This window comes from Exiguobacterium sp. S22-S28, assembly GCF_043359615.1.
In the GTDB taxonomy this organism is placed as follows: Bacteria; Bacillota; Bacilli; order Exiguobacteriales; family Exiguobacteriaceae; genus Exiguobacterium_A.
The window spans coordinates 485079-512035 of sequence record NZ_JBHFFC010000026.1 but is presented as its reverse complement, the minus strand read 5'-3'; the positions used below and the strand labels follow the sequence as shown (position 1 = coordinate 512035).

24 protein-coding genes are annotated in these 26957 nt (G+C 46.4%); 19 read left to right on the top strand and 5 right to left on the bottom strand.

Going from position 1 to position 26957, the window contains the following annotated elements; genetic code table 11:
• Window positions 1-17: 17 nt before the first annotated feature.
• Together ACHA8N_RS09230 and ACHA8N_RS09225 are read right to left on the bottom strand one after the other, a co-directional pair.
• The gene (locus ACHA8N_RS09230) at window positions 18-1247 is read right to left on the bottom strand and encodes a murein hydrolase activator EnvC family protein (RefSeq protein ID WP_393965496.1); all 1230 of its coding nucleotides are present in this window, start codon (window positions 1245-1247) and stop codon (window positions 18-20) included.
• A 322-nt stretch (window positions 1248-1569) separates the two neighbouring features.
• Entirely contained in the window at window positions 1570-2319 is a 750-nt protein-coding gene (locus tag ACHA8N_RS09225) for an SDR family NAD(P)-dependent oxidoreductase (RefSeq protein ID WP_147511912.1), read from the bottom strand.
• Window positions 2320-2491: 172 nt separating this feature from the next.
• On the opposite strand from ACHA8N_RS09225, the gene ACHA8N_RS09220 reads away from it, so the two are divergent.
• The 3 genes from ACHA8N_RS09220 to ACHA8N_RS09210 all read left to right on the top strand — a co-directional run bounded on the left by ACHA8N_RS09220 (window position 2492) and on the right by ACHA8N_RS09210 (window position 4283).
• Complete coding sequence (locus ACHA8N_RS09220; RefSeq protein ID WP_147511911.1) at window positions 2492-2926, top strand: YkvA family protein; 435 nt, start codon at window positions 2492-2494, stop codon at window positions 2924-2926.
• A 133-nt stretch (window positions 2927-3059) separates the two neighbouring features.
• On the top strand, window positions 3060-3644 hold the full coding sequence (locus ACHA8N_RS09215; protein WP_147511910.1) for a DedA family protein: 585 nt from the start codon (window positions 3060-3062) through the stop codon (window positions 3642-3644).
• A 12-nt stretch (window positions 3645-3656) separates the two neighbouring features.
• Window positions 3657-4283 carry an HAD family hydrolase gene (locus ACHA8N_RS09210; RefSeq protein WP_393965495.1) on the top strand — a complete coding sequence of 209 codons (627 nt, stop codon included), beginning with the start codon at window positions 3657-3659 and terminating at the stop codon, window positions 4281-4283.
• A 45-nt stretch (window positions 4284-4328) separates the two neighbouring features.
• Here ACHA8N_RS09210 and ACHA8N_RS09205 read toward each other — a convergent pair whose 3' ends face one another.
• The gene (locus ACHA8N_RS09205; protein ID WP_393965494.1) at window positions 4329-5390 is read right to left on the bottom strand and encodes a PTS sugar transporter subunit IIC; all 1062 of its coding nucleotides are present in this window, start codon (window positions 5388-5390) and stop codon (window positions 4329-4331) included.
• A gap of 186 nt (window positions 5391-5576) precedes the next feature.
• Here ACHA8N_RS09205 and ACHA8N_RS09200 point away from each other — a divergent pair, with 186 nt between their 5' ends.
• On the top strand, window positions 5577-6575 hold the full coding sequence (locus ACHA8N_RS09200; RefSeq protein WP_393965561.1) for an NADP-dependent oxidoreductase: 999 nt from the start codon (window positions 5577-5579) through the stop codon (window positions 6573-6575).
• Window positions 6576-6642: 67 nt separating this feature from the next.
• On the opposite strand, the gene ACHA8N_RS09195 is transcribed toward ACHA8N_RS09200, so the two are convergent.
• Window positions 6643-6804, bottom strand: a complete 162-nt coding sequence (locus tag ACHA8N_RS09195) for a hypothetical protein (RefSeq protein ID WP_393965493.1) — start codon at window positions 6802-6804, stop codon at window positions 6643-6645.
• A gap of 273 nt (window positions 6805-7077) precedes the next feature.
• On the opposite strand from ACHA8N_RS09195, the gene ACHA8N_RS09190 reads away from it, so the two are divergent.
• The 13 genes from ACHA8N_RS09190 to pulA all read left to right on the top strand — a co-directional run bounded on the left by ACHA8N_RS09190 (window position 7078) and on the right by pulA (window position 24633).
• Window positions 7078-9720, top strand: coding sequence for a glycosyltransferase (locus ACHA8N_RS09190; protein ID WP_393965492.1), 2643 nt, complete (start codon window positions 7078-7080; stop codon window positions 9718-9720).
• Window positions 9720-10721, top strand: coding sequence for a class I SAM-dependent methyltransferase (locus tag ACHA8N_RS09185; RefSeq protein ID WP_393965491.1), 1002 nt, complete (start codon window positions 9720-9722; stop codon window positions 10719-10721). Before ACHA8N_RS09190 ends, ACHA8N_RS09185 begins: the two co-directional genes overlap by 1 nt.
• Before the next feature lie 11 nt (window positions 10722-10732).
• Window positions 10733-11938 carry a glycosyltransferase family 4 protein gene (locus ACHA8N_RS09180; RefSeq protein ID WP_393965490.1) on the top strand — a complete coding sequence of 402 codons (1206 nt, stop codon included), beginning with the start codon at window positions 10733-10735 and terminating at the stop codon, window positions 11936-11938.
• Window positions 11935-13173, top strand: a complete 1239-nt coding sequence (locus tag ACHA8N_RS09175) for a glycosyltransferase (RefSeq protein WP_393965489.1) — start codon at window positions 11935-11937, stop codon at window positions 13171-13173. The genes ACHA8N_RS09180 and ACHA8N_RS09175 overlap by 4 nt, the downstream gene beginning before the upstream one ends.
• A 302-nt stretch (window positions 13174-13475) precedes the next feature.
• Window positions 13476-14768, top strand: a complete 1293-nt coding sequence (locus tag ACHA8N_RS09170) for a nucleotide sugar dehydrogenase (RefSeq protein WP_147511902.1) — start codon at window positions 13476-13478, stop codon at window positions 14766-14768.
• A complete protein-coding gene (locus ACHA8N_RS09165; RefSeq protein WP_147511901.1) occupies window positions 14765-15565 on the top strand; it encodes an ABC transporter permease in 801 nt (266 codons plus the stop codon). The genes ACHA8N_RS09170 and ACHA8N_RS09165 overlap by 4 nt, the downstream gene beginning before the upstream one ends.
• An 11-nt stretch (window positions 15566-15576) precedes the next feature.
• Window positions 15577-16407 (top strand): teichoic acids export ABC transporter ATP-binding subunit TagH, encoded by an 831-nt coding sequence (gene tagH, locus ACHA8N_RS09160; RefSeq protein ID WP_147511900.1) that lies wholly within the window; start codon window positions 15577-15579, stop codon window positions 16405-16407.
• Between the two features lie 14 nt (window positions 16408-16421).
• Window positions 16422-17531, top strand: a complete 1110-nt coding sequence (gene wecB / locus ACHA8N_RS09155) for a non-hydrolyzing UDP-N-acetylglucosamine 2-epimerase (protein ID WP_393965488.1) — start codon at window positions 16422-16424, stop codon at window positions 17529-17531.
• Window positions 17528-18022 carry a hypothetical protein gene (locus tag ACHA8N_RS09150; RefSeq protein WP_393965487.1) on the top strand — a complete coding sequence of 165 codons (495 nt, stop codon included), beginning with the start codon at window positions 17528-17530 and terminating at the stop codon, window positions 18020-18022. Before wecB ends, ACHA8N_RS09150 begins: the two co-directional genes overlap by 4 nt.
• A complete protein-coding gene (locus ACHA8N_RS09145; protein ID WP_393965486.1) occupies window positions 18012-19400 on the top strand; it encodes an MBOAT family O-acyltransferase in 1389 nt (462 codons plus the stop codon). Before ACHA8N_RS09150 ends, ACHA8N_RS09145 begins: the two co-directional genes overlap by 11 nt.
• Before the next feature lie 15 nt (window positions 19401-19415).
• Window positions 19416-20606, top strand: coding sequence for a DHHW family protein (locus ACHA8N_RS09140; protein ID WP_393965485.1), 1191 nt, complete (start codon window positions 19416-19418; stop codon window positions 20604-20606).
• A gap of 11 nt (window positions 20607-20617) precedes the next feature.
• Window positions 20618-21541, top strand: coding sequence for an LCP family protein (locus tag ACHA8N_RS09135; RefSeq protein WP_393965484.1), 924 nt, complete (start codon window positions 20618-20620; stop codon window positions 21539-21541).
• Window positions 21542-21720: 179 nt separating this feature from the next.
• Window positions 21721-24633, top strand: a complete 2913-nt coding sequence (pulA, locus tag ACHA8N_RS09130) for a type I pullulanase (protein WP_393965483.1) — start codon at window positions 21721-21723, stop codon at window positions 24631-24633.
• A 67-nt stretch (window positions 24634-24700) separates the two neighbouring features.
• Here pulA and ACHA8N_RS09125 read toward each other — a convergent pair whose 3' ends face one another.
• On the bottom strand, window positions 24701-25954 hold the full coding sequence (locus tag ACHA8N_RS09125) for a dicarboxylate/amino acid:cation symporter (RefSeq protein ID WP_393965482.1): 1254 nt from the start codon (window positions 25952-25954) through the stop codon (window positions 24701-24703).
• A 309-nt stretch (window positions 25955-26263) separates the two neighbouring features.
• On the opposite strand from ACHA8N_RS09125, the gene rpsU reads away from it, so the two are divergent.
• Window positions 26264-26437: a 30S ribosomal protein S21 gene (gene rpsU, locus ACHA8N_RS09120; RefSeq protein ID WP_012369719.1), complete on the top strand. Its 174-nt coding sequence runs from the start codon at window positions 26264-26266 to the stop codon at window positions 26435-26437.
• Window positions 26438-26458: 21 nt separating this feature from the next.
• Window positions 26459-26905, top strand: coding sequence for a GatB/YqeY domain-containing protein (locus tag ACHA8N_RS09115; RefSeq protein WP_026828988.1), 447 nt, complete (start codon window positions 26459-26461; stop codon window positions 26903-26905).
• Window positions 26906-26957: the final 52 nt, after the last annotated feature.

The window sequence follows — 26957 nt, the reverse complement described above, 5'->3', positions numbered from 1 at the left end:
GAGGTTTTTATCGATTTTCAGAAAAAGTCACTCGGATTCAATTCATTGGTTCGTCCATTGGCATTGTATTGATAACCGCCATCGTGGATTTCAAAATGAAGGTGAGGTCCTGTTGAATTGCCGGTACTTCCGAGATTACCGATTTGTTGACCCTGCTTGACTTGTTGACCTTGTTTGACGGTCAGAGAATTCATATGCGCATAAACGGTCGTAAAGGTTTTTCCGCCAATGCTGTGCGAAAGGTAGACATGATTGCCATAAGGACCGCCGGAACTCGCTTGAATGACAGTTCCACCGGCAGAAGCAACGATTGGTGAATTGACAGGTCCTGCTAAATCAATCCCATTATGATACGCATAGCCGTTACTTCCACTAGCTGCCCCCATTCCTTGCGAAATAGAACCGGCAGCGGGTTTGATGAACTTTCCTTTTGCTTGTGAGAGGACTTTCGTACTCGCTTTCGTAACAGAAGCAGATGTTTTCGATTGCGCGACTGCTTGTTCTTCGGCGATTCTAGCGGCACGTGCTGCAGCTTCCTGTGCTTTCAGCTGATTGGCCGCGTCTTTTAAGCTTAAAATAGTCGTTTCAATGGTATGTTTTTCTGACTTCAATCGCTTCAACAAAGCAGTCCGCTTTGTTTTTTCAGCTTTTAATTCCCGTTGTTTCTTTTTTAAAAGGGCACGGTCGTGTATTAAATCAGCACGGGTTTGCTCCAAGTCTTTTTGAGCAACAGCTAATTGCTGTTTGTTTTGTTCGTAATCTTTTAATAAAGAAGCATCACTTTCAGCGATTGTATTAAAGGCATTGAACCGACTGATCATATCCCCGACATCCTTCGCACCAAAAACGGCTTCAAGGAGCGGATCTTGATCCGCTTTTGATTGGCGGACAGCTAACCGGTCACCCAACATTTTTTCCTGCTTATCGATTTTTTTTCGTAACGTCTCGATTTTTCTCTCGAGTAACTGAATTTGCTTTTGATTACGGTCTATCTTTTGTTGATTTTCTACGACTTGTAAGGTCAGTCCGTTGATTTGTTGATCAAGGGCATAGACTTCTTGCTGCGCCTTTGATAACTGATTTTTTTTATCGGAAAGTGCACGCTTTTGTTTGGATTGTTGCTGTTGGTTTTGCTGTTGTTTTTCTTTATAAGAACTTGCGGCACTGACAGGGTGCGCAAGGGGGGTAATGAGTAATGTCATCGTTATAAACGAAAGACCAAACATCTGTTTAAAAGAAGATTTCATAGTTGAATCATTCATTCCTTCCTGTACATACGTAGAACTTTTTAAATAATATACCTGTTCTACTTTAACAAGAAATACGATGCATCTACGTTACAATCTCTTTAAAAATATTATATGGAAATTATCAGGATTTATCACTTTTTTATACGGAGAAGATGGGTTCATTTTCAAAAAAACAACGTGAGAATAAAGAAAAAATGACAAAACAAAAAAGTGAATGCTTCCATTCACTTTAAAAAATACGTTGATATATTTTTGTAACATTGAGTAAGAGATTAGACAAGAAGTTTCATTTTTCTCGGAAAAGGCAATAATAGTTGTTTTATTCCTCGTAGATCATCTTCCGGGTCATCCCACCGTCAAGAACCAACGTTTCGCCCGTAATAAAGTCATTTTCGGGATTTGTCAAAAACAAAGCAGCCCGTGCAACGTCTTCCGGTTTTCCGACGCGACCGGCAGGATGCTGACTGTGATCTTCCGGCGACAGTTCTTGATAGTTTCCGGTTTCGATCCAACCGGGAGCAACGGCGTTAACAAAAATTCGATCCGGACCTAGAGAGACGGCTAAGGCATGGGTCAAAGCGACGATACCTCCTTTTGTCGCCGCGTAGGATTCGGTGTCGGGTTCCGACATGAAGGCGCGGGTCGAAGCAAGATTGATGATGCGACCGCCGGCAGGATTCTTCTTCAGGTAAGGAGCTGCTGCTTTGGTCGTCAAGAAAATACTTCGGAGATTAGTGTGTTGTACACGGTCCCATTCCTCAATCGATAATTCGAGAAGCGGTTTACGGACGATGATTCCCGCATTGTTGATGACGATATCAATACGACCTGTATGTTCCACAGCTTTTTGAATCAAAAGATCGACATCTTGTGCGACTTGGACATCCAAATGATAAAAATAAGCTGTTCCACCATCTGCTTCGATTTCTGCTGCGATGTCATCTCCCGTCATTTGGTCAATGTCTGCAAGAATGACTGTCGCACCTTCTTTGGCGTATGTTTTTGCAAGCGTCGCACCGATTCCGTTGGCAGCGCCGGTAATGATGACAGTATGGTTGACATGGTTCATCTGAATCACTCCTAATATGAAAATCATGAGTCTGAGGTGACTGCTTTAATCCATTAGCCGAAAACGATAGGATTAAAACGTATCGTCCCTAGAAAGAGAGGATTATGTAAAGGGGCTTTAGGGAAGATAAAAATTAGAAACAGTTACTACTATATTGAATGGGGGATTTTTGATGGATTTATCAAATCAAAAGCTTGAGACAGAACAAGAAAAATATGCTGATCAAGCTAAAGCGTACATTAACCAACCTAAAAAAACCAACTCGATGCTGAGACGTGCACTTGATAAAATAAACAATAACAGCAGTTTATCCGTTGTTTTTTCACCGGTCCGACTGTTTGTTGATATGGTTCGTGCGTATCAAGCAGGTGAATACCGGAATATCCGCCGAACGACCATCTTAAAAGTAATCGGTGCCTTGATTTATCTCGTATCACCGATTGATCTTGTGCCTGATTTTGTGCTTGGTTTTGGATTCGCTGATGACATCGCGATCATACTGTTTGTCACAAAAACAGTTTTTGAAGAATTGACACGTTTCAGTGACTGGCAGGATGAACAACAAAAAGCACAAACGCAACCGCTTCAAAGCGAAGACGCGTATTAAAATTCCTCCCTGTAGCTGACATGAAATCAGCCACAGGGATTTTTGATTCTGTAACGGAACGTCATTCCTGTACGCTGTCCGAAAAGTTCGTTACACTAAAACCAAGCAGAGTTTGCTACGAAGGAGGTATGTAATGGCTTGGCATGCATGGATTGAGTCATATGGATATTTCGGAATAATGCTGACGTTGATGTTTCCATTTTTACCGAGTGAAGTCCCGTTGGCCTATGCGGGGTATCTCGTTCATACTACGGAGTTTAATTTAGTGATCATGTTAGTAGTTGCCGTTTTGAGTTTTGTAATCAGTCAAAATATATTTTTTACGATTGGTCGACTTGGCAGTGATCGATTACTGTCCCGGGTGTTCAAGTGGTTTCGGATTTCAGAGACCAAGATGGTCCAGTTTCAGCGTCAAATGGATACCCGAGGACGATTTATTCTGTTGTTGTCACCGATGTGGCGGATGGGTTTCGCGATTGGTGCAGGATTAACCGGTGTATCGCGTTTGACCTTTACGATTGCCACAACAATCTCATTTTTTGTCTGGTCGGCTTTTTTTATTTGGGGCGGGAAAAAATTAGGTCACGGAATGATGGGGCGACCACACGAAGTGCACCACTATATGCCGTGGTTCATCGGACTGGTTATTTTTGGTGCGGGATATGTCTATTTTAGAAAAAGAACATTGTTGAAAAAACAGAAGATCTCAAGAAAATAGAGGAGTGTTGACATGGCAGTTGTTTTATTTGATATTGACGGAACATTAATCGACTCGACGGATCAGATGACGGAAGCGATTCATTTAGCGATGGAGGATATGCCTCACTTAACGAAACCGTCTAAGGCAAGTGTTCAATCCAGTTACGGTTTAGCCGGAAATGCTTTTTGGAGAAAGGCGATTCCGGATGCCTCTGAAGAAGATATCCGTGAAATTCGTCAAAAGCGTCATCATCACTTGGAGCAGACAATGCAGGATCAGGATGTTTTATTCGCCGGTATTCGTAAGATGCTTGAGCAATTGACGACAGAGGGACATATCGTCTCGACAGCGAGTAACTGTGGTGTGCATTACCTGAATCTGGTTCTTGACAGTCAAGACATCCGTTCGTATTTCACGAGCCCAAAATGCCTCGAATCCGTTAACGGAACACAAAAAGCAGATATTTTAGCCGCACACCGGGAAGAGTTCGGTGACGTTCCGTATTTGATGGTAGGAGACCGTTACTCAGACGTTGAAGCAGCGCGATTACAACGGATGCCGGTCGCGATTTGCCGTTTTGGATTTGGGACGGAAGAAGAATGGTCGACGGCAGATTATCAACTGGATACTCCGCTTGACGTACTAAAACACGTGTAAAGAGAAACAGAAAAAAGCAACGCGGGCTGCGTTGCTTTTTTCTGTTTAGTCAAAATCAAGACGATATTGATCATGATTCGTCCAGGGACGGAAACGACGGAACAGTTGATGAAACAGGAGGCACAGAATGATCGGGAGGATAATGAAAAGACCAAGTACAAGTGAAACATTCATCCAAGTCCAGCCACCCGACATTAAATGCAAGGCGTTGATTGGACCGATCAAACCCGACATACCGAATCCAGCACTGAACGGTGTTCCTTCAATACCAAGAACACCTGCCAGTCCGCCCAAAACGGCAGCACTGCACATAACCGGTAGAATCATGATTGGATTTCGGACGAAGTTCGCCATCTGAATTTTTGGTGATCCTAAAAAATGAGCAATGGATGTACCGCGTGAATTCGCCTGCCATCCGGCGATTGCCAGTCCGAAACCGGCAGCACAGACACCAAGGTTAGCAGCACCCGCCGCGACACCGGACAAGCTGATGGCAGTGGCGATACCGACCGTTGAGAGCGGTGAAACAATCAAAACAGAAAATGTAACAGCTAAAGTGATGCCCATCCATACCGGTTGAAGAACAGTGAGATGCGTAATCCACTGACCGATGTATGCAGTGATTTTTGTGACGTAAGGGTATGTAAGCACACCGACTCCGCCTGCTCCGACAATGATTATGGTTGGAATGACGAGGACTGTATAGGTCTTGAACCGATTACCGAGCCAAAGGACAAGAGCGGTCGCGACCGCTGCCGTTAATCCGGCATTGATGACATCACCGGTTCCGATAAATAAGTAACCTGCCGTTTCAGTGCGGCTCGCAACACCTGATCCAACGACGGTTGCAAGACCAATAGAGGTCGTTTCAATGGGATTCGTCTTGAATTGCATGGCGACAGCGACACCGATTACCATTGGTAATAACCGCATGGCTATAGCGGTTGAGTCAATGATATGTTGAGCTGCTGAAAAATAAGGAAGCAGGGCTTTGGCAAGTTCGCTGAGCAAGGCGCCGGGAATAAGTGCCACTAAGATGCCGATGCTAAGACCGTTCAAGACATGAAGACCAAACTGGCGGTTTAACCTGATGGAAGACGTAGGCATAAAAAATCACTCCTTATGTACTGCTTTTATGCATAAAAGTATAAAAGCGATGAATTGTTTTCAATCATACGGAAGTCTTACGAATACGTCAATACAAAAATGGAATTTTCTGAAAAAACAAAAGCAAAGTATTCGCACTTAGCGAATCAGACTGCTAGAGTGGAGAGGTAAAAAGTCGGGGAGGGAATCGTTATGTCAGAACAACAGATTGTATTAGCAAGCAGACCCAAAGGACGTCCTACAGAAGAAACGTTTCGGTATGAGACCATCGAGTTGAAACCGCTCGAAGCCGATCATGTGCTGTTGCAGACACTATACATCTCAGTGGACCCGTATATGCGTGGTCGCATGAACGACTCACGCTCTTACTCGCAACCTTTTGAACTGGATGCGCCGATTCAAGGCGGTGTTGTCGCGCGGGTCATCGAATCCCAAAGTGAATCATTGGCAGTGGGTGACATCGTCGTCGGAATGCTCGATTGGGCAACGAAACTGGTAGTGAATGCAAAGCAAGTCCGGAAAATCGATGAATCACTGGCACCTGTTTCGACAGCACTTGGTGTACTCGGAATGACCGGCATGACGGCGTACTTCGGATTGCTCGATATCGGGAATCCACAACCGGGAGAAACGGTGGTCGTCTCGGCAGCGGCCGGTGCAGTCGGTTCGATTGTCGGTCAAATCGCTAAAATTAAAGGAGCACGTGTCGTCGGTATTGCCGGAAGTGCCGAAAAAATTCAGTATCTCAAAGATGAACTTGGTTTTGATGAGGTTATTAATTATAAAACTGAATCAATTGGTGAAGCCTTGGACCGTGCTTGCCCGGACGGGATCGATGTCTACTTTGAAAATGTCGGCGGTGAAATTGGAGATGCGGTTCTCGATCGACTGAATCCATTTGCCCGGATACCGGTTTGCGGTGCGATTTCCGGCTATAATGAACAGGCAGATGTCGGTCCGCGTGTTCAGTCGAAACTCATCATTGCCCGGGCCCGGATGCAAGGCTTTTTGGTCGGGGATTACGGCAATCGCTTTAAAGAAGCGGCTGAACAACTCGGTCAGTGGGTCAGTCGAGGCGAATTAAAGTATGAAGAGACTATTTTTGAAGGATTTGATCAAGTGCCAAGCGCATTTCTTGGTTTGTTCGACGGCTCAAATACCGGAAAATTATTAGTGAAGCTATAAGAAAATGTCAAAAAGGTTTTGCTTTCCTTCGTTGGAGAGCAAAACCTTTTTTTTGAAAAAAACACGCTTATTGATCAGCAGGATCTGTTTGTAGTTCCTCGACATCTGGATCCGGATGTTGTGTTTCGGCCGGTTTAATACCGGGATCAGATGTTTCCGCCGGTTCTGGATCCGGATGTAAACCGACATCAGCTGTTTCGTTTGGTACATCTTGTTTTTTATTCGTCATGATTCATTCATCTCCCTATCCTCGATATTCTTATTTGTACCCCGAACGATTATTCTGAAACAAAAAACCACACGTTTGAGATGGATGTTTTGCTTGAAATACGTGGTGAACCAACTGGACTCCACACCATCGCATCCCCTTTTCATGATGAATGTAAGGGAAACCGTCAAACGCTTCACCAACTCTTTACAAAAACCTTGCACATCCTTTAAGTCTCCTTTGAACTGGACTCGTAGACTGAAAGGGAGATGAAACAAGGAAGGGTGTATAGGCGTGAGTGAACAAAAGTGGAAGAACAGCATCGTCGAACAACTGAACTGGGTGCGAATGGAACAGAAGCGGATCAAATCCGAACCCGCTGCAAATCAAGCTTCCGTCGCTGGATTAAAGCAGTTTGAGGTTTTACGCATGAAAACGACGGTTCGCACTAACCGATCACGGCTTGAACCGCAAACAAAGCGTTATCATCAGGAAAGTAACAGTGACTTGCTAGAGGAAATCGCATACTCGGAAATACCGGTGACGAGTGGATCACGTTATTTTGAACGTCGGCCGCTGAAAGTCGCCATTGTGTGTTCAGAATTTATGCATGCCTATTATCAGGATGCTTTAGATTTACATTATGTTAATCCGGCCACGTTTACAGACGTTTTTCAAGAGCCGATTGATTTATTTCTTGTCGTCACTTCTTGGAAGGGTCTGAACGGAGATGACTGGAAAGGTATTGCGACACCCACCTCAAAAAATCGACAGCGTTTGCTGGATATGATGAAACAGGTGAAAGCAAAAGGAATTCCGGTTGTCTTTCAATCAACGGAAGATCCAAGTAACTTTGAACGGTTTAGTGATGTGGCGAAAGAAGCGGATTACATTTTGACATCCGACGAAGCGATGATTCCAGAATACCGTGTTTTATGCGGACATGACCGGATTGAAGCCACTTCATTTGGCGTCAATCCAATCATTCATAATCCAGTCGGGGCGACGCGGAGTCGAAAAAAACATGTCCTGTTTGCAGGAAGTTGGATGGCGAAGTATCCGGAACGTGTCAAAGATACGGAAATGTTATTTGATGGGGTGTTACGTTCCAATCACACACTTGATATCGTGGATCGCAATTATCAGTTGAATTTACCGGACTATCATTTTCCGGAACGCTACGTGTCGCGGGTCGCGCCGGCCATTCCCTATGAGACGTTACAACAAGTCAGTAAATGTTATGACTGGGTGTTGAATTTAAACAGTATCAAGTACAGCAAGACGATGTGTGCGCGTCGTGTCTATGAATCACAAGCACTCGGGAATCTGATTTTGTCGAATTACAGCATTGCGGTCAATAACGATTTCCCGAACGTCTTTACCATCCATGACCACCAAGAAGTACAGGCGATTCTTGAGCGGACGACACAAGAGGAGATTGATCGACTCCGGGCGGAAGGTATTCGTTCTGTCATGTCGTCGCATACGGTCTATGACCGGATTGATCAATTGACGCGGCTTCTGCAGCTGGACATGCCGCCGGTCAAACGGACGCTTCTCGTTGTCTTGCGCAATGCGACGCCGGAACTTGAACAGATGCTCGCACGTCAATCGATCACCGCTGATGTAATCTGTCACGAATCAGAGTTGACCGGAGCGCTTTATGCCTCAGCCGATCTCGTCACTGTACTCGACGGAGCTGAATCATACGGAGAATACTACCTGGAAGACTTGGTGAACGGGTTCAAATACAGTGATGTATCGATCACCCGCAAAACGCGGACTGACGAAGCTCATTTCGTAATCCAGGAAGCGGAAGGGTCGACAGCGAACGCCATGATTTGGCGTGAGGCGTTCCCGTATGAACAGTTCACCGAAGGAAAGATTGAGGGAGAGACGTTGTTCCTCGATGCGCTGGAGTGGAACGAAGGTGTCGGTACTGCAAGGGTCGAATCGCCGGTGCTATCTGTCGTCGTCCCCATCTTCAACAATGGCAGGCATTTGACGTATAAATGTTTTGCCAGCCTCAAACGGATGGACCGGTTCGAGGAGACGGAAATCATCTTGGTCGACGATGGGTCGACGGATCGCTTCACCCGCCAAGCAATTGACCGACTGGCTCGCCGGCATGGGAACATCGTGACCCATCTGTTTCCGACAGGCGGCAGCGGCAGTGCCTCGCGTCCGCGCAATAAAGGGGTCGAACTGGCCCGCTCGGAACGGATCGCTTTCCTTGATCCTGATAATGAGGTTTTGAGTGATCGGTATGCTGAATTGTTGGCAGAGTTGGACCAAGATCCGACACTCGACTTTGCTGTCGGACATATGAAGAAACTGGCAGAAAAAACAAGCATCATCGCGTTGCCGAAGATCCGTAAACAAGGGCGGACGGTATGTGATCAACCAAAAGCTTACTTATTGGAAAATCGCTTTGCTGTCCAAAGTATCCAAGCGTTGGTCGTCAACCGTCAGTTTCTGCAGGAGCATCAACTGGAGCAGGTGGTCGGTGCCGTCGGACAAGATTCCCTGTTTTTCCAAGAGATGATGCTGCACGCGAACCGTGTCCTGCTCGTCAATCGTGTCATCCATTATTACTATGCCGCGGTTGCCGGTTCGACCGTCAACTCCTTAACGGTTCGTTTCTTCGAACGAAGTGTCGTCCGGGAAAAGGCGCGGGCAGAGAAATTTGCCCGTTACGGTGTGCTCGATGCGTATAAGACAACACGTTTTGAACATTTCTTTGAACATTGGTATTTAGTGAAGCTTCGGTATTGCAGCGACAAGGATTTTGCCCCAAGTGTCGCATTACTGCGCATGATTGTTGCTTTTTATGAACCAATGAACTTAACGAATCCGCTGATTCGTCAATTCGTGGAGTTGGCGGACATGAAACGGACGGATGCGATTCAAACATTGTTACTGGAGGAGGTCAGATGATGCAGACAAAACAGATGATGCGACCGAAAGATGAAATTCGGGCCGCCTATTATGATCAACTCGGAGTCGCATTCGGGAAAAAGGTCCGGTCTCGGGTCCACTGGATCATCCGGGAAACAAAAGGGAGTCAAATTCTCGATATCGGCTGTTCCGGTGGACTGGTCCCGATTTTGCTCGGGCGCGAAGGCAAGCAGGTGGTCGGTATCGATGTCTCGCCAGAAGCGATCGAGGAAGCGGCGGCGGCATTGAGAGAAGAAGCGCATTCCGTTCAAGAATTGATTCAATTGGAAGAGGCCAATCTGATGACCTTCCAAACGTCTCAACGATTCGATACGGTATTGATGACCGAGGTCTTAGAACATATCGGGGAACCGGAACGATTCGTGGAAAAAGCGTGTTCCTTCTTAAAACCCGGTGGTCGGCTCGTCGTGACGGTTCCATTCGGAGTGAACGATTATGCCGACCATAAACGGACGTATTATTTGCGGCATCTGCTGGAACAGTTGACACCATACGGGACGATTGAGCAACTGGAGCGCATCGATAAATGGCTCGGTGTGGCGTTGACGCTTCATCCGAAAAAACAACCGTCCCGTCCCGTCACCGAACAAGAAGTCAGCTGGCTCGAAACAGCCTTCGAAGCGATTGAACGGTTGCATCTTACTGAAATCATCCGTTTGAAACAACTGAATAAAAAATGGGAACAAAAGCAGCAAAAACAGCAGAACATCGAGCAGGAACGAGCGGAGTTGATGTTAGGGCAAGATCAACTCAGACGAGAACTCCTGGAGAAAGAAGAAGCGATTGAGTTGTTGACGCAACAGTATCAACTGGTACTCGAACGATACGAAGGCGCACTTGTATCAAATTTAGATGTCTTGGAGGCGAATGCACAATGGAAATCAAAATACCGGTCACTCGCAAGTTCAAAGCTCGGGAAAGTCGCCGTCCATTATTGGAAGTTCAGACGAAAACTCAAACGAAGACGGGACCTGAAATGAAGAACGTCTTGATGATTTGTCAAAATTTTTATCCTGAAATCGGAAGTGCTGCGAATCGGATGAAAAACATCTTCAAGCGGATGGAACAACAAGGAAGCGAAGTCCATGTGCTGACATCCGAACCGTTGTATCCGACGGCTGAACTGTATACGGATGCGATGTTTTGGGATGAACCGAGTTTAGACGCTGCCAACATCACCAGGATTCAACCTCGCGATCTCCGGGCGACGACGAATTTATGGCGACGGCTTCGTTTGTTCTTAGAACAGTTTGTTTTAGCCGTCCAGGAAGTACGGCGGGATAAAAAAAACTATGCCTACATTTACGCGACGACACCTTCCATCTTTATGGGATTAGTCGGAGTCGTTGCCAAGTTCATAAAAAAAGCACCACTTGTTTTAGACGTTCGTGACCTGTGGCCGGAATCATTGATTGGCGTGGGCATTACAAAATCACGTCTCTTACTCGCTCCACTTTATTGGCTTGAAAAATGGATGTACCACCAAGCGGACCAAATTGTCATCAACAGTGAAGGATTCCGTTCGTATATCGAAAGCAAAGGCATTGAGGCGGAGAAGATCCACTACATTCCGAATTCAATTGAGGAGAACGAGTGGTTGATCAAACGTCGGAAAGTGTCAGAACAGGTGCGTGTCGTCTATACCGGCAACATCGGATTGGCGCAGGATGTCTTCTTATTACTCGATGTAGCAGAACAGTTAAAACAAGATGAAAAAATTGAATTTCACGTCGTTGGTTATGGATATCATAAGGAGAAATTCGAAACACATGTCTTGGAGCGCGGACTGACGAACATTCATTTCATGGATGCGATGCCGCGTTGGGATGCACTCAAGCAACTTGCCAAAAGTGATATCGCTTTTGCGACGTTGGTCGAGAGTACGGCGTTTGATACGGTGACGCCGGGGAAAATCATCGACTATATGGCGATGGGGTGTGCGATTGTCGGAGCCGTCTCGGGACATGCGGCAAAAGTAATCGAAGACGCCGGGGCAGGATTTGTTTCGCGCGAAAGGTGCCGCGATACGATTGTCGGACAGATCCGCTACCTTGCGGAACATCCGGAAGCACGCAATGCAATGGGGCAATCGGGTGTTTCCTACGTCCAGACGCATTTTGACTGGGAACAAAACCAGGAACGGTTGTTTGAAGCGATTCGTCAAACCGATTTTCGAGTAGCAGGGGTGAGTAAATGAAACGGGTCGGCATGTTTGTTTGGAATACGTTTACGAATGATGCACGTGTTTTGCGGGAATGTACGGCGCTCGCGGAAGCAGGATATCAAGTTGATTTGTATTGCCTCAATGATGGGACTTTACCTGAGGTGGAGCGACATCCGTCAGGTTTTCAGATTCTTCGGATTGACCGGACACCCCCGTTTGACAACATCCTGCGCCGAATCGGAAAGCGTAATCCTTTTACGCTGATGATTGGTGCAGGATTATTGTTGTTATTTCCTTGGCTAATTCCCTTATTAGTGCTGTTGTATCTAGTACAGAAAAGCCGGTTTGTCCGCTATGCCCTGTACAACAGTTTCGGTATTGTCCGCATGACACGGGCGGCTCGCAAGCATCCGTACGATATCATGCATGCGAATGACTTAAACACGTTACCTCAAGCGATTTTTGCCGCAAGAGGAGCGAAGATTATTTACGATTCACACGAGGTGCAGACGGACCGGACAGGATACGGAAAGGGGCAGGGCAAGTTGGAACGTCATTTGTTACGATTTGTCGATCAGACGATGGTCGAAAATGCCACCCGTGCTGATTATCATACGTCACTTTACGGGAAACGACCGGCTGTCCTACACAATTATCCGTTTTATCAAGAGACGTTACCGAAAGCACGACCTCTGCATCAAGAGCTCGGTATTGCTGAAGGTGAACCGATATTACTGTATCAAGGTGGTATTCAGGAAGGACGGGGGCTTAACCGGCTGATTGAAGCGATGCCGTTTATCGAGCGCGGGACATTAGTGTTTATCGGAGATGGAAAAATCAAGACAGAGCTCCAACAGTCAGCCGATCAATCACCGGAACGAGAGCGCATTCGTTTTGTTGACAAAGTACCGCTTGATCAGCTGCCAAGTTATACGGCGGCTGCGACAGTTGGTTTTCAAGTATTGCAAAACGTTTGTTTTAATCATTATTCAGCTTCTTCCAACAAGTTGTTTGAGTATATGGCGGCGCTTGTGCCAGTCGTTGCAGCAGATTTACCGGAAATCCGTCGTGTCGTCGAGACGGAAGGTGTCGGTTTACTCGTTAATGTCGAGTCTCCGAAAGAGATTGCCGTTGCCGTGAACCAAATCGTCGAGGAAGACGGCTTGCGTCAGGCGATGAAAGAACAGACAAAGCAGGCGCGCCGGAAATACAACTGGGATAAAGAAAAACACCATTTGTTGGACGTCTACCGTGAAGTGACGATGTAAACAAGTGGAGAACGAAGAGGGAAACAAGATAGATACAGGCAAATCCATGGCAGAAAACAACGAAAAGAACCGGATTTGGTTGTTTGTTTACCGATTACGATGAATGTTCGTTGATTATTTACAAGCTTTACAAAAAGTACAGGAAACACCTTGAATGTAAGGTCTGTGAAGAATGGTTTAAGAGATGGTTAGAACCATTGGAAACACAAGCAATTGTCGTTATGGTCTAGTTACAGCCACGACACAGTCAGCGATGTGCTGGCGTGAAGGACTAACTCGTAACTAGATGGAGGAATGACAAAATGAAACTTTGTACAATCGGACTCGGATATATTGGATTACCTTCTTCAGCCATGTTTGCAGATCACGGAACGGACGTCGTCGGGGTCGACATCGACCCACGCATCGTCCAGATGTTGAATGCGGGAGACATTCATATCGAAGAACCGGGACTTGAAGAGGTCATCAAACGTGTCGTCGCAAACGGAAAGTTTCGGGCAACACTGACACCGGAACCGGCAGATGTCTTTTTGATTGCTGTTCCAACACCTAATTTGAATGATATGTACAAATCGTGTGACTTGAAATACGTCCTCGCAGCCGTTCGGAACATGTTGCCACACGTTCAAAAAGGCAATGTCATCATCGTTGAATCAACGATTGCTCCGCGGACGATGGATGATCATGTCCGACCATTGATTGAAGCAGCCGGTTTCGTCATCGGTCAAGACGTCTTCGTCGTTCATTGTCCGGAACGTGTACTTCCGGGACAAATCTTACATGAACTCATTCACAATAACCGGATTGTCGGTGGATTGACACCGGCTTGTGCTGATGCCGGAGCAGCGGTATATGAAACATTCGTTCAAGGTGAGATTGTTAAGACGGACGCGAAGACGGCAGAGATGTCGAAGCTGATGGAAAACACGTTCCGGGATGTCAATATCGCTTTAGCCAACGAACTGACGCAAGTCTGCCATAAACTCGAGATTAACGTGCTTGATGTGATCGAGATGGCGAACATGCATCCACGTGTCAATCTACATCATCCGGGACCAGGAGTCGGCGGACACTGTCTGGCGGTCGATCCGTACTTTATCGTCGCAAAAGCACCGTCCCTTGCACGGATCATTCATACGGCACGGGAAACGAACGTCAACATGCCGCACTTCGTTGCTGAACAGGCAGAACGCCTTGTTTCTTCTCACGTCCGACCAAAAATCGCAGTGTTCGGCGTCACCTACAAAGGCAACGTCGATGACATGCGCGAAAGTCCGGCTGTCGATGTCATCGAGCAACTGATTGATCGCGGACTGGATGTGTCAGTCTGTGATCCACACGTCGAACGTTCGATTTCGTCACGCTTTGAGCTCGTTGATGAGATTGAAGCAATTCAAGGTGCGGACCTTGCACTTGTACTCGTCGATCATGACGAATTCAAACAGTTTGATTCACGGCGTCTTGCGAATCATATGCGGACACCAGTCTTGTTTGATACAAAAGGAATCGTCCAACCACTTGAGGACATCACTGTACTGAATTTCGGTAACTTGCATACGTATCAAACGATGGAAGTGGATGCGAAGGCAATATGAACGGGGTCGGTACAATCGGGAAAGAGCTGAAAGATCATTTTTACCTGATCTTTCGCCTTTCGCTTTATGAAACAAAAAGTCAGTACAGTATGCAATACCTCGGATGGTTCTGGGAAATCATGACGCCGCTCTTACAGATTGGTGTCTACTGGGTCGTATTTGGTTTTGGTATTCGTGGCGGCAATCCGGTCGATGGGATTCCATTCGTCTTTTGGTTGGTCAGTGGATTGATTGCCTGGTTTTTCATCGGCAGTACGATTCCGAGCGGCTCTCGGTCGATTTACGGTCGGGTTGCACTTGTTTCGAAAATGCATTTTCCACTCAGCACGATCCCGGCGTATGTCATCTTGGCTCAGTTCTATCGCCACCTCGCAATGATCGCCTTAACGATTGTTCTCGGTATGGCATTTGGTTATTTTCCAGGTTGGCACACGTTTGAATTGCTTTACATTGTCCCGGCAGGTGTGATTTTTCTGTATGCCGTTTCACTGTTGTTATCCGCACTGGCGACAATGATTCGGGATGTGCAAAATATGGTAACTTCGGCAATCCGGATGTTAATGTATTTGACGCCTATCATGTGGATTCCGCCTGACCACAGTCTGTTTAAGACGTTGTTGATGATCAATCCTCTCGTCTATTTGATCGAAGGATACCGTTCGGCGTTAATCGGGACTGGTTATCTGCTCGATCACGTTTGGTATGGAGTTTACTTCTGGACTGTGACGTCCGTTTTGTTAATAGTGGGAGCTGCCGTTCATCTGCGGTTCCGGCGGTACTTCATTGATTATGTCTAGGAGGAAAAAACATGAGTCACGTCGTATTCGAGAATGTTTCAAAACGTTACGTCTTGTATGCCCGACCGATTGATAAATTAAAAGAAGTGTTGTTCGGTAAAATCAGCGGCAAACCATTTTATGCTTTAAAAAATATCTCCTTTTCCGTCGAACAAGGCGAAATCGTCGGCGTGGTCGGAATCAACGGAAGTGGAAAGTCGACCTTGTCGCATCTGCTCGCCAACGTCACGCCACCGACATATGGTCGTGTGACGCTTGGCGGCAAATCGGCATTGATCGCGATTTCCAGTGGTCTCAACAATCAGCTGACCGGACGGGACAACATCGAACTAAAAGGATTGATGATGGGACTGACCAAAAAACAGATTCAGGAGATTACGCCGGAAATTCTGGAGTTTGCGGATATCGGGGATTTCATCGATCAACCCGTCAAAACGTATTCAAGCGGGATGCGGGCGCGGCTTGGTTTTGCCATTTCCATCAACATCAATCCAGATATCCTGATCATCGATGAGGCGCTGTCGGTTGGTGACCAGACATTTACGGAAAAATGTCTCGATAAGATGCGGGAGTTTCGCGACCAAGGTAAAACGATCTTTTTTGTCAGCCATTCCTTGAATCAAGTCAAAAGTTTTTGTACAAAAATCCTTTGGCTCGAGTATGGAGAAGTTCGGATGTTTGGACCGACAGCGGAAACGATGGCGGAGTATAACAAATATTTATACTGGTACAAGCAACTGACGAAAAAACAAGCTGCACATTATGTCATGAAAAAAAGAACAGGACGAAGTGATGAAATCGAGCGTTCGGCACGCGGTGAAACGATTGAATTGTCGTCATGAATAACGGATAGGGGATGGAACGAATGAAACGAGTCATGTTAGTGTTCGGAACGAGACCGGAAGCAATCAAGATGGCGCCTGTCGTCAAAGCATTGGAAAAACGAGAAGGAGTCGAACCGATTGTCGTCGTGACGGCACAACACCGGGAAATGCTCGATCAAGTCCTTGAACTGTTCCAAATCGTTCCGGACCATGATTTAGACTTGATGCGTCCACGTCAGACACTCGAAGAGATGACGGCACGAATTTTAAATGCGATGCGTCGTGTTCTGGAAAAAGAGCAACCGGATTTGGTGTTGGTCCATGGGGATACGACAACGACATTCGCGGCTTCGCTCGCGGCTTTTTATCAACAGATTCCGGTTGGTCATGTCGAAGCCGGTTTACGGACGTATCAGAAGTATGCGCCATTTCCGGAAGAGATGAACCGTCAATTAACGGGTATACTCGCTGATTATCATTTTGCTCCGACTGATCAGGCGGCAGAAAATCTACGGTTGGAAAATAAACAGACTCCGATCATCGTGACGGGAAATACGGTCATCGACGCGTTAAAAACAACGGTTTCGAAGGACTACACGCATCCGGTGTTGACAGATCTTACAGCAAACGGACGGAAGTTGGTGTTGTTGACCGTTCACCGACGGGAAAATCACCTGCAATTATCGCAAATTTTTGATGCTGTCGAACGATTGGCGGACAGTCATCCGGACATCGAAATCGTTTATCCAGTCCATCCGAACCCGATTGTCCTCGAGGCGGCGGAACAATTGAAACACCATCCGCGCATTCGATTGATTGAACCGCTCGATGTCTTTGATTTTCATAACCTGGCAGCCCGGGCAACCTTGATTTTGACGGATTCTGGCGGTATCCAAGAAGAAGCACCTTCGCTTGGTGTGCCGGTTCTCGTCTTGCGTGATACGACCGAACGTCCGGAAGGTGTCGCGGCAGGTACATTGAAGCTTGTTGGGACAGATCCGGAACGTATCTATGAAACGGGTCATCTGTTACTGACGGATCAAGCTGCCTATGACGCGATGGCGCAGGCAGCGAATCCATACGGAGACGGTCATGCGGCAGAACGTATTGTTGACGCGATTTTAAGCGAGGTACCGGTATGAATGTACGTCCACTGGAACTGGCAAGTTATCAGTTTTTTCCGCAAGGGAACCGCGATAAAATTCTGCTCGAAGAAGATGCGGATGGTGTTTGGTTCGATTTTCAACAGGCGGATCCGACCGATAAGCTGTACATCCAATTATTTGATCAGGGATTTCAATATCCTCCCTCGAAGTTGTATCGTGCCGACGCCTCTTTTGGACAGGCCGAGTCCGTCACACTGACGTGCGAGCTGGAAGCGGAATCGTCGTGCGACGTCCAGATGTTCAAGATGCAATACGGACAAAAAAAACGGATGCATTCCGAGACAGAATGGCTGACAGTAGACGGAAAAACGACATGTTCCTTACAACTGAAACGAGTCAAGGGCGCCGACTATTTCAAAGTTGCATTCAAGTTTTTACTCGAAGGGAACATGCGGGTTCGGTTGACAGCGTTACACGTCAACCGGCTTGTTCCAATCAAGCAGGAGGAATCCTATCATGTTATTTAGTTCGACGATTTTTTTATTTCTATTCTTACCGATCGTGTTGCTTGTCTACCACTTGTTGCCACGCACGTTTCGGAACGGCTGGCTCCTTGTAGCGAGCCTTTTCTTTTATGCCTGGGGTGAACCAAGATTCGTCCTATTGATGTTGACCAGTATTTTGATCAACTATCTGTTTGCATTGGCTGTACACACGTACCGGACGCGAATCGGTGTCAAGTGGATCATGTTCAGTATGATCGCCGTCAACCTGGGATTGCTCGGTTGGTTTAAATACAGCGGATTTTTTGTGACGTCAATCAACGACACATTTCAAACGACGTTGTTTGTCCCGGAAGTCGTTTTACCGATTGGGATTTCATTTTTTACTTTCCAGGCGATGAGTTACGTCATCGATGTGTACCGTCAAGCGGGACAGGTCCAAAAAAACCCGCTCGATCTCGCTTTGTACATCGCATTGTTTCCGCAGTTGATTGCCGGTCCGATTGTCCGGTATGAGACGGTTGCGGACGAAATCAATCACCGGCGGGAAACCTTGCCTGAATTTGCACAAGGCGTCCGTCGCTTTATCATCGGCTTATCCAAAAAATTGATTTTAGCGAACGGATGCGGGCAAGTCGCGGATACGATTTTCAATATGAAGGATTTATCGATGGGTCTCGCTTGGATTGGAATCATCGCCTATGCCTTACAAATTTATTTTGACTTTTCCGGCTACAGTGACATGGCGATTGGACTGGGGTTGATGTTCGGTTTTCATTTTCTTGAAAACTTTAACTATCCGTATATCTCAAAATCAGTCTCTGAATTTTGGCGCCGGTGGCATATTTCATTAGGCTCTTGGTTCCGGGACTATGTCTACATTCCTCTTGGAGGAAACCGGGTGTCGCCGTGGAAACAGTACCGCAATCTCGGAATCGTCTGGATGTTGACCGGACTTTGGCACGGCGCAAGCTGGACGTTTGTTGCCTGGGGAGTCTACTACGGAATTTGGATCATGCTCGAAAAAGCTTTCCTCGGAAAACTGTTGGCGCGGGTTCCCGTGTTCGCGACGGTGTGGACGCTGGTGCTCGTTTTGGTCGGATGGGTCTTTTTCCGGGCGGAAACGTTCCCGGAAGCGATCACGTACATTCAAGCGATGTTCTTACCGGATGTGCTGTGGGATGACCGCGCGAGTTATCAACTCGTCCAAAATGGTGTTATTTTAGCGCTGGCATGTCTTGCTGCGACCCCGATTCCAAAACGGATTGGTGAACGATTTGTCGAATCCTCGGGAAAAATCGGACAGACGATCCAATACGGATACGCGATGGTCTTGTTGTTCCTCTCGACATCGGCACTCGTCGCAAGTACGTTTAATCCCTTTATTTACTTTCGTTTCTAGAAAGGAGAAGACGACATGGCACAACCAATTGAACGCAAATTAAAGCCAAAAGCGGACGCTCAACCGTCCTCATCCTTTGAACGGAAGATGATGTGGCTGACGACGATCAGTTTTTTCGTCATCTTGATGGTGATTGGCGTAGGGACGATTCTTCGGGAAGACCGCGTCAGTTCCCAACTAGAAAATCGAACCCTTGCACAGTCTGTCAAACCGACCGTCCAAGGCGTGATTTCGGGTGACGATATGGTGAAGATGGAAAGTTATTTCACCGATCAATTGGTGTTGCGTGGAACTCTTGTTGAAATGCAGGCCCGATTATCAAAAAGTGTCCTACGTCAACCGTTCCGTAATGGCATTTATACGGCAGAAGACGGTTACTTGATTGAACCGAGTCAAGCGGCGCAGCCGATCGTCCCGGACGCTTTCCAACAGTTCACGCAAGATGTTGACCGTCCGGTCTACTTTGCCCTTGCACCATCCAAAACCGTTATTGCGGAACGGGATGGAATCATTCCGGACTACGTCGCATCAAACGCCGAGCAACGGTACAAAACGATGCAAGGCGGTTTTACGAAAGCAGGAATGACATCGATTCCCCTTGATGCGTTAAAGTTAACGGATTACTTTAAGACAGACCATCACTGGAACATAGATGGTGCCTATCAAGCGTATGATGAGATTATCCGAACGGTTGAGAAAACAGAACCGACCTTAAAAAAAGTCGCAATGGATCCTCAGGCAAAACGGTCATCGGAACATCCTTACTTTGGTTCACTCGCCCGTAAGACAACACTCGCGTATGCGAGCGCAGGAGACAAGATGGAATACTATGATGCCAATCAATTTAACGGCATCGATGTCTGTTACGACAACAAATGTGGTCAGCCGCTGATTGATGAGCAATTCATCAAGGAAGAGGGCGATTATGCCGATCGGTACGAAGTGTTCATGCGCGGCAATCACGGTATTTTATCGATGACGTCGAAGACGAAAGGACCAAAGCTGCTTGTCCTCAAAGACTCGTTTGCGAATCCTGTTCTTCCGTTTCTCGCAAACAGTGCCAATTTGGAGGTCGTCGATATTCGTTATGTCAACAAAGACTTTGATGCATCTGAATTTGCGAAGCAAAAAAACGTAGATGCCGTCGTCTTTTTACACAATGCGAATATCGCCGGACTAATGAAGACGTATCAGCAGAAATTATAGGAGGTCCCGCTGTGAAATCACGTTTGCGAAAGAGGCAACCTTGGATCGGGTGGCGTATAATCAGTGCATTGTCATTAGCATGCATCTTGCTTGTCAGCGCTACGACCGGGTATGCCTTCTTAAAGTTGCAACATACGGCGGACGGTTTCATTACTCCGCTAAAAGGGCAAAAAAAGCTTCCACTTGAAGTGATGCAACCAGTCAATGTTCTATTGATTGGAGTCGATGAACGAAAAAATGATTCAGGGCGAGCGGATGCCATCATGTTGTTATCGTTTAATCCAAAAACGAAACAAGCGACTTCCCTCTCGATTCCGCGTGACATGCAAGTGACAATTGGAAATGGTGAAAAAACAAAAATCAACCATACGTATGCTTACGGCGGTGTAGAAGAGACGATTGAGACAGTCGAGCAGACGTTTGAGACCAAAGTCCCGTACTATGCCAAAATCAATATGGATGGATTGATTGAACTCGTTGATGCAGTTGGTGGGGTGACGGTTGACAATCCATCTGCTTTCAGTTGGAACGATCGCCGTCTTCAAAAAGACTACGCGGAAGGGAAAATCCAACTGGACGGGCTTGAGGCGAGTGGATATGCCCGTATGCGCAAACAAGATCCCCTCGGCGATATGGGACGTCAAATCCGTCAACGTCAGGTTTTGGAAGCGGTCGGCATGAAACTGGCTGGTCCCAATGTCTTGGCGAACTTGGAAGACGTCAGTCGTGTCCTGAAAAACAACTTCAGCACGAATATCACGTTTTCAGAAGCGGCACAACTGGCGCAAGAAAATCAAACCGGGTTTGAACGTCTGAAACCGCTCAAACTGGACGGTGAAGGATATATCGCGAGTGATGGCGTCTGGTACTTTTTTGCGTCGGATCAATCGATGCAAGAAACCAAACAAGCAATCGATGAATTGGTGAAAAGTTAATTCAATCGCCGACAAAGGCTGTGTAAAAGGGAGTCCCTTTTATGCAGTTTTTTTGCGGATTCGCTTGTTGGTCCAAAAGTCTTATTTTCTTTAGTCAGCTAAAATAAGCTTTGACAGACCGGATGAACGAATGGAGAATGAAAATGAAAACGATTACATAAATCCAAGGAGGATACGGCATGAATCGATGGAAATCAGTCTGTGCAGTTGTGCTAACGTTTGCACTGATGTTTAGTTTGTTTCCAGTAAACAGCTTGGCACTGGAAAAAGGCAAATCGACACTCGTCATCATTCACTACAAAGAAGATAAAACGTCAGAAAAAGATTGGAATCTTTGGTTATGGGCGAACGGACCGGATTATTTCCCGGACAAGGCACATGCCTTTAACGGTGAAGATGCTTATGGAAAAATCGCAGCTTATGAATTTCCAGTGGATCAACCGGAAAAAATCGGTTTTATCGTCCGCGATGATTCGTGGAACAAAGATCCTGGTTCGGAAAACGACCGTTTCATCACAAAAGATATGATCAAGGACGGGGTCGCAGAAGTTTGGATCGAATCGGGCAGTAAAGAAGTATCGCCTGTCAATCCAACAGGTGGCAGTGACGTCGAGTCTGTCAACACGAACGTTCATTATTACCGTTATGACAATGACTATGAGAAGTACGGCGTATGGGCATTTCCGAATGCCCAGGACGGAAAACGATTTGAATTTGATGGACAAGATGAGTTTGGAGCTGTTGCAAACGTCACACTGACGAATTCGACAAAGGAACGTCTTGTCGGAATCATTCCCCACGTCGAAGGATGGTCTGAGAAAGACGGGGCGGATCGTTTTTATTATGCGGGAGCCAAAGATATTTGGTTGATCGAAGGCGATCAAACCATTTATTACAGCAAACCGGATATCGATCGGACGCCGAAGTTCACAAGTTTCTTGGCAGATGACTTTAAAACGATGACGCTGAAAACGAACTCGCCGATCACGGCGGAGGAGTTGAAAACGCTGACATTCAATGGACTTGTCAATCCGGTTGTCACGCAAGTGGATGCAAAGACATTACAAGTGACGGTTACATCGGACATTGAGCTGGCAAATGTCGTCACCGTATCACATCCGGTCTTTGGCGAAGGTGTGTTAGAAGCTGGAAAAGTCCTGCGTTCCGATGCCTTTGATCAAAAGTATGCGTACGATGGTAAACTCGGTACGGTCTATCAAAAAGACAAAACGACGTTCCGCGTCTGGGCACCGACTGCTCAAACGGTTGAACTCGAACTGTACAAACTTCCGAAAAAACAAGCGGCAACAACAAAGGATATCGTCCGCGAAGTGAAGATGATCCGCGGCGACCGCGGTGTCTTCAGTGTGACGCTCAAAGGCGACCTTGACGGAACAGGATACACATACGAAGTCAAACATGCGAAGGAAACGACACGGGCAGTAGATCCCTATGCGACAGCCGTAGCTGTCAACGGAGATCAAGGTGTCGTTGTTGATTTAAACGAAACGAATCCAAAACGTTGGACAAAAACAAAAATGCCGCTGAAAAAAGCGACGGACGCCATCATTTACGAAACGCACGTCCGTGACTTGTCGATGTTTGATGTCACAGGTACAACATACGATTCAGGCATCAAACAAAAAGGGAAGTATCTCGGTGTCATCGAACCGGGAACACGTCTGCTGAAAGACGGTAAAAAAACAAAAACGAAAACAGGACTTGATCACTTAAAAGAGCTTGGCATCACGCATGTTCAGTTCATTCCGGTCTATGATTTCAATACGGCTTCGGTCGACGAGACAAATCCGCTCAAAACATATAACTGGGGATATGATCCGAAAAACTACAATGCACCGGAAGGGTCATATGCCACTAATCCGTACGATCCAAAAGTCCGTATCAAAGAGATGAAACAGATGATTCAAGGACTACACGACAACGGACTCCGCGCCGTCATGGATGTTGTCTACAATCATATGTTTGATGCAAAAGCTTCGAATTTGGATAAAATCGTTCCGGGTTATTACTACCGCTATACTGAAGGCGGAGATCTCGCGAACGGGACAGGTGTCGGGAACGATACAGCTTCTGAACGCAAAATGATGCACAAATTGATTGTCGATTCAGTTGACTACTGGGCAAAAGAATACCATTGGGATGGATTCCGATTTGATCTGATGGGGATTCATGATGTCAAGACAATGAATGCCGTCAAACGGACGACAACTAAAATTGATCCATCGATTCTTGTCTTCGGGGAAGGCTGGAGTCTCGGGACGCCGCTTCCGGAAGCAGAAAAAGCCAATCAAACAAATGCGAAACAGATGCCGGGTATCGCACATTTCAACGATAACTTGCGGGATGCACTTAAAGGAAGTGTCTTCGAAGACACGGATGCCGGTTTCATCAACGGCAAAATGGGTCTTGAGACACGCATCAAACGTGGAATCGTCGGTGAGATTGCTTATAACACGGATATCACGGGATTTGCGGCAGAGCCGAATCAAGCGATTACGTACGTCGAAGCCCATGATAACCACACATTGTGGGACAAATTGAACTTAACGAATCCAACCGATAGCGATGTGACGAAGACAAAAATGCATCGCTTGGCGTCAAGCATCCTGCTGACGTCGCAAGGAACAACGTTCATCCATGCCGGTCAAGATTTCATGCGGACAAAAGGTGGCGACCACAACTCGTACAAGTCACCGGATTCCGTCAATCAACTGGATTGGAAATTAAAAATGGATCGTCAAGCTGATGTCGACTACATGAAAGGATTGATTCAAGTCCGGAAAGCGAACCCTGCCTTACATCTTGATTCAGCAAAAGATATCCGACGCTACTTGACGTTCAAGGACGCACCGGAACAAGTCGTTGCTTATCAGTTGGCAGATCAAGCACCCCGACAAAAAAACGAGCTGTATGTTGTCCATAATGCGAAACGCGAGCCTGTCAAAATGACGTTGCCAAAAGGGACGTGGAACGTAATCGTGGATGGTAAAACCGCTGGAACGAAAACACTTAAAAAAGTATCAGGCAGCCTGACGGTCGATCCGCTCAGCTCTTACGTGTTAAAAAAATAAACAAGCAAAAAACGTGTCGCCTCTGTGAATGAATCACAGAGGCGACACGTTTTTTTATGAGGAAAAATTAAGCGTAACGCTCGTCTTCTTCCTCTTCTTCGTTCAAGTTACCTTCTTCCGATTTTGCAACGATGACGGCACAAGCAGCGTCACCTGTGATGTTGACAGCTGTCCGCATCATATCGAGCAGACGGTCGACACCGATGATTAAGGCGATCCCTTCAACAGGCAGGTTGACCGATTGGAGAACCATCGTCAGCATGACGAGACCGACACCCGGTACACCGGCTGTTCCGACAGACGCGAGAACGGCTGTCAAGACAACGGTTGCGAGTTGAGCAGGAGTTAAATCAATTCCATATACTTGAGCGATAAAGACGGTGGCAACCCCTTGCATGATGGCCGTTCCATCCATGTTGATCGTTGCACCAAGCGGTTGGACGAAACTCGACACCGAACGTGGCACTTTTAATTCACGTTGTGCGGTTTGCATGGCAACCGGCAACGTCGCATTCGATGATGAAGTCGAGAAGGCGAAAAGCATAACCGGCGCAAATTTTTTAAAGAAGAAAAACGGATTCATCTTTCCGAGCAACGAGACGGTCGAACCGTACGTCAACAGGGAATGGACAATCAATGCCAGGATGACGACGCCCATATAGAGACCCATCGCTTTCAAGGAATCAAACCCTTGTGCACCGACGGCTGAGGCAATCAAAGCAAATGCGCCGAGCGGGGCCATCTTCATGACAAGACTAATCAAATACGTCATCAAGTCATTTCCTTGTTCGATGAACGAGCGTAATGTGGACGCTTTGCTGCCGAGGAAAGTGATTCCGAAACCGATGAAGACACTGAAGACGATCAGTTGCAGCATATTGCCTTCAGCCATCGAGGCAATTGGATTCGTCGGGAACATCCCGACAATCGTATTGATTAAGCTTGTATCCGGTAGGTTTCCTTGATCATATTTCAAATTGTCTGTCGCAAAGTTGCCGAACGTACCCGGCTTGATCAGTAACGACAAACCAAGTGCGATGACGATGGCAACAGCCGTCGTCGTCATGAAATACGTAATGGCTTTACCGCCGACCCGTCCAAGTTCTTTTGGATTACCGAGTCCCATGACACCAAGGGAAATCGAGAAGAAGACGATCGGTACGACGAGCATCTTAATCAAGTTCAAGAATATTGTTCCAATCGGTTGGAGCGCATACTTATTCAATCCTTCATAGATTGATTTGTCAGGTAACGTCGCGAGAATGATTCCGAGAATGATCCCGAGAATCAGCCCCCAAATGATTCGTTTGGCTTCTTTCATAATGAGAACAACTCCTTTTTCAGATAACTGTGTCTATTTTGACACATTATTCACCATTTTGACAAAACATTTCAAAAATATTACGAAAACGCTTACAAAATATTTTGGTTTTTTTCAGTAAAAAATCATGAATCTGTTGTAAATAATGGGGTGACATGAGAGGATAGAAAAGAACAAAAAGGAACATCTCAGGAATCAGGCAAAAGCGGTTAATCAACTATTGACCATTTTGTATATTCCTACTATAATGTTGTATGACGTGTCTGACACGTTTCCTTTAGTCGGTAATATCGGAGGGAGGGAAAACTAGTGGAAACTCGTGTACGTAAAAATGAATCACTTGAAGACGCACTTCGTCGCTTCAAACGTGGTGTTTCAAAAGATGGTACGCTTGCTGAAGTTCGTAAACGTAAACACTACGAAAAGCCAAGTGTAAAACGTAAGCTTAAATCGGAGGCTGCGCGTAAGCGTAAGAAGTTCTAACGTAAGAGAGGGTGTATCCTCATGAGTCTTCAAGAGCGTTTGACAGTGGATATGAAGGAAGCCATGCGTTCGCGTGAGAAAGATCGTCTTACGACGATTCGGATGGTGAAGTCGTCCCTGCAAAATGAAGCGATTAAACTCGGTAAGCAAGAATTAACTGATGAGGAAGAGCTAACTATACTCTCACGTGAGATGAAACAGCGCAACGACTCCCTCCGAGAATTCGAACGCGCTGATCGTCACGACCTTGTCGAGAAGATTCAAGCAGAGATAATCGTGCTCGAAGCTTATATGCCAAAACAACTTTCGGAAGAAGAAGTTCAAGAAATCGTCAACGCAGCAATTGCGCAGACGGGTGCTTCGGCTCCTTCTGATATGGGGAAAGTAATGGGTGTCGTCATGCCGCAACTCAAGGGTAAAGCGGACGGTGCTTTAATTAATCGCCTTGTTAAACAACAACTGCATTAACCCGTTTTGAAAGGTATCCTTCGGGATGCCTTTTTTTCATGTAATAAATTCG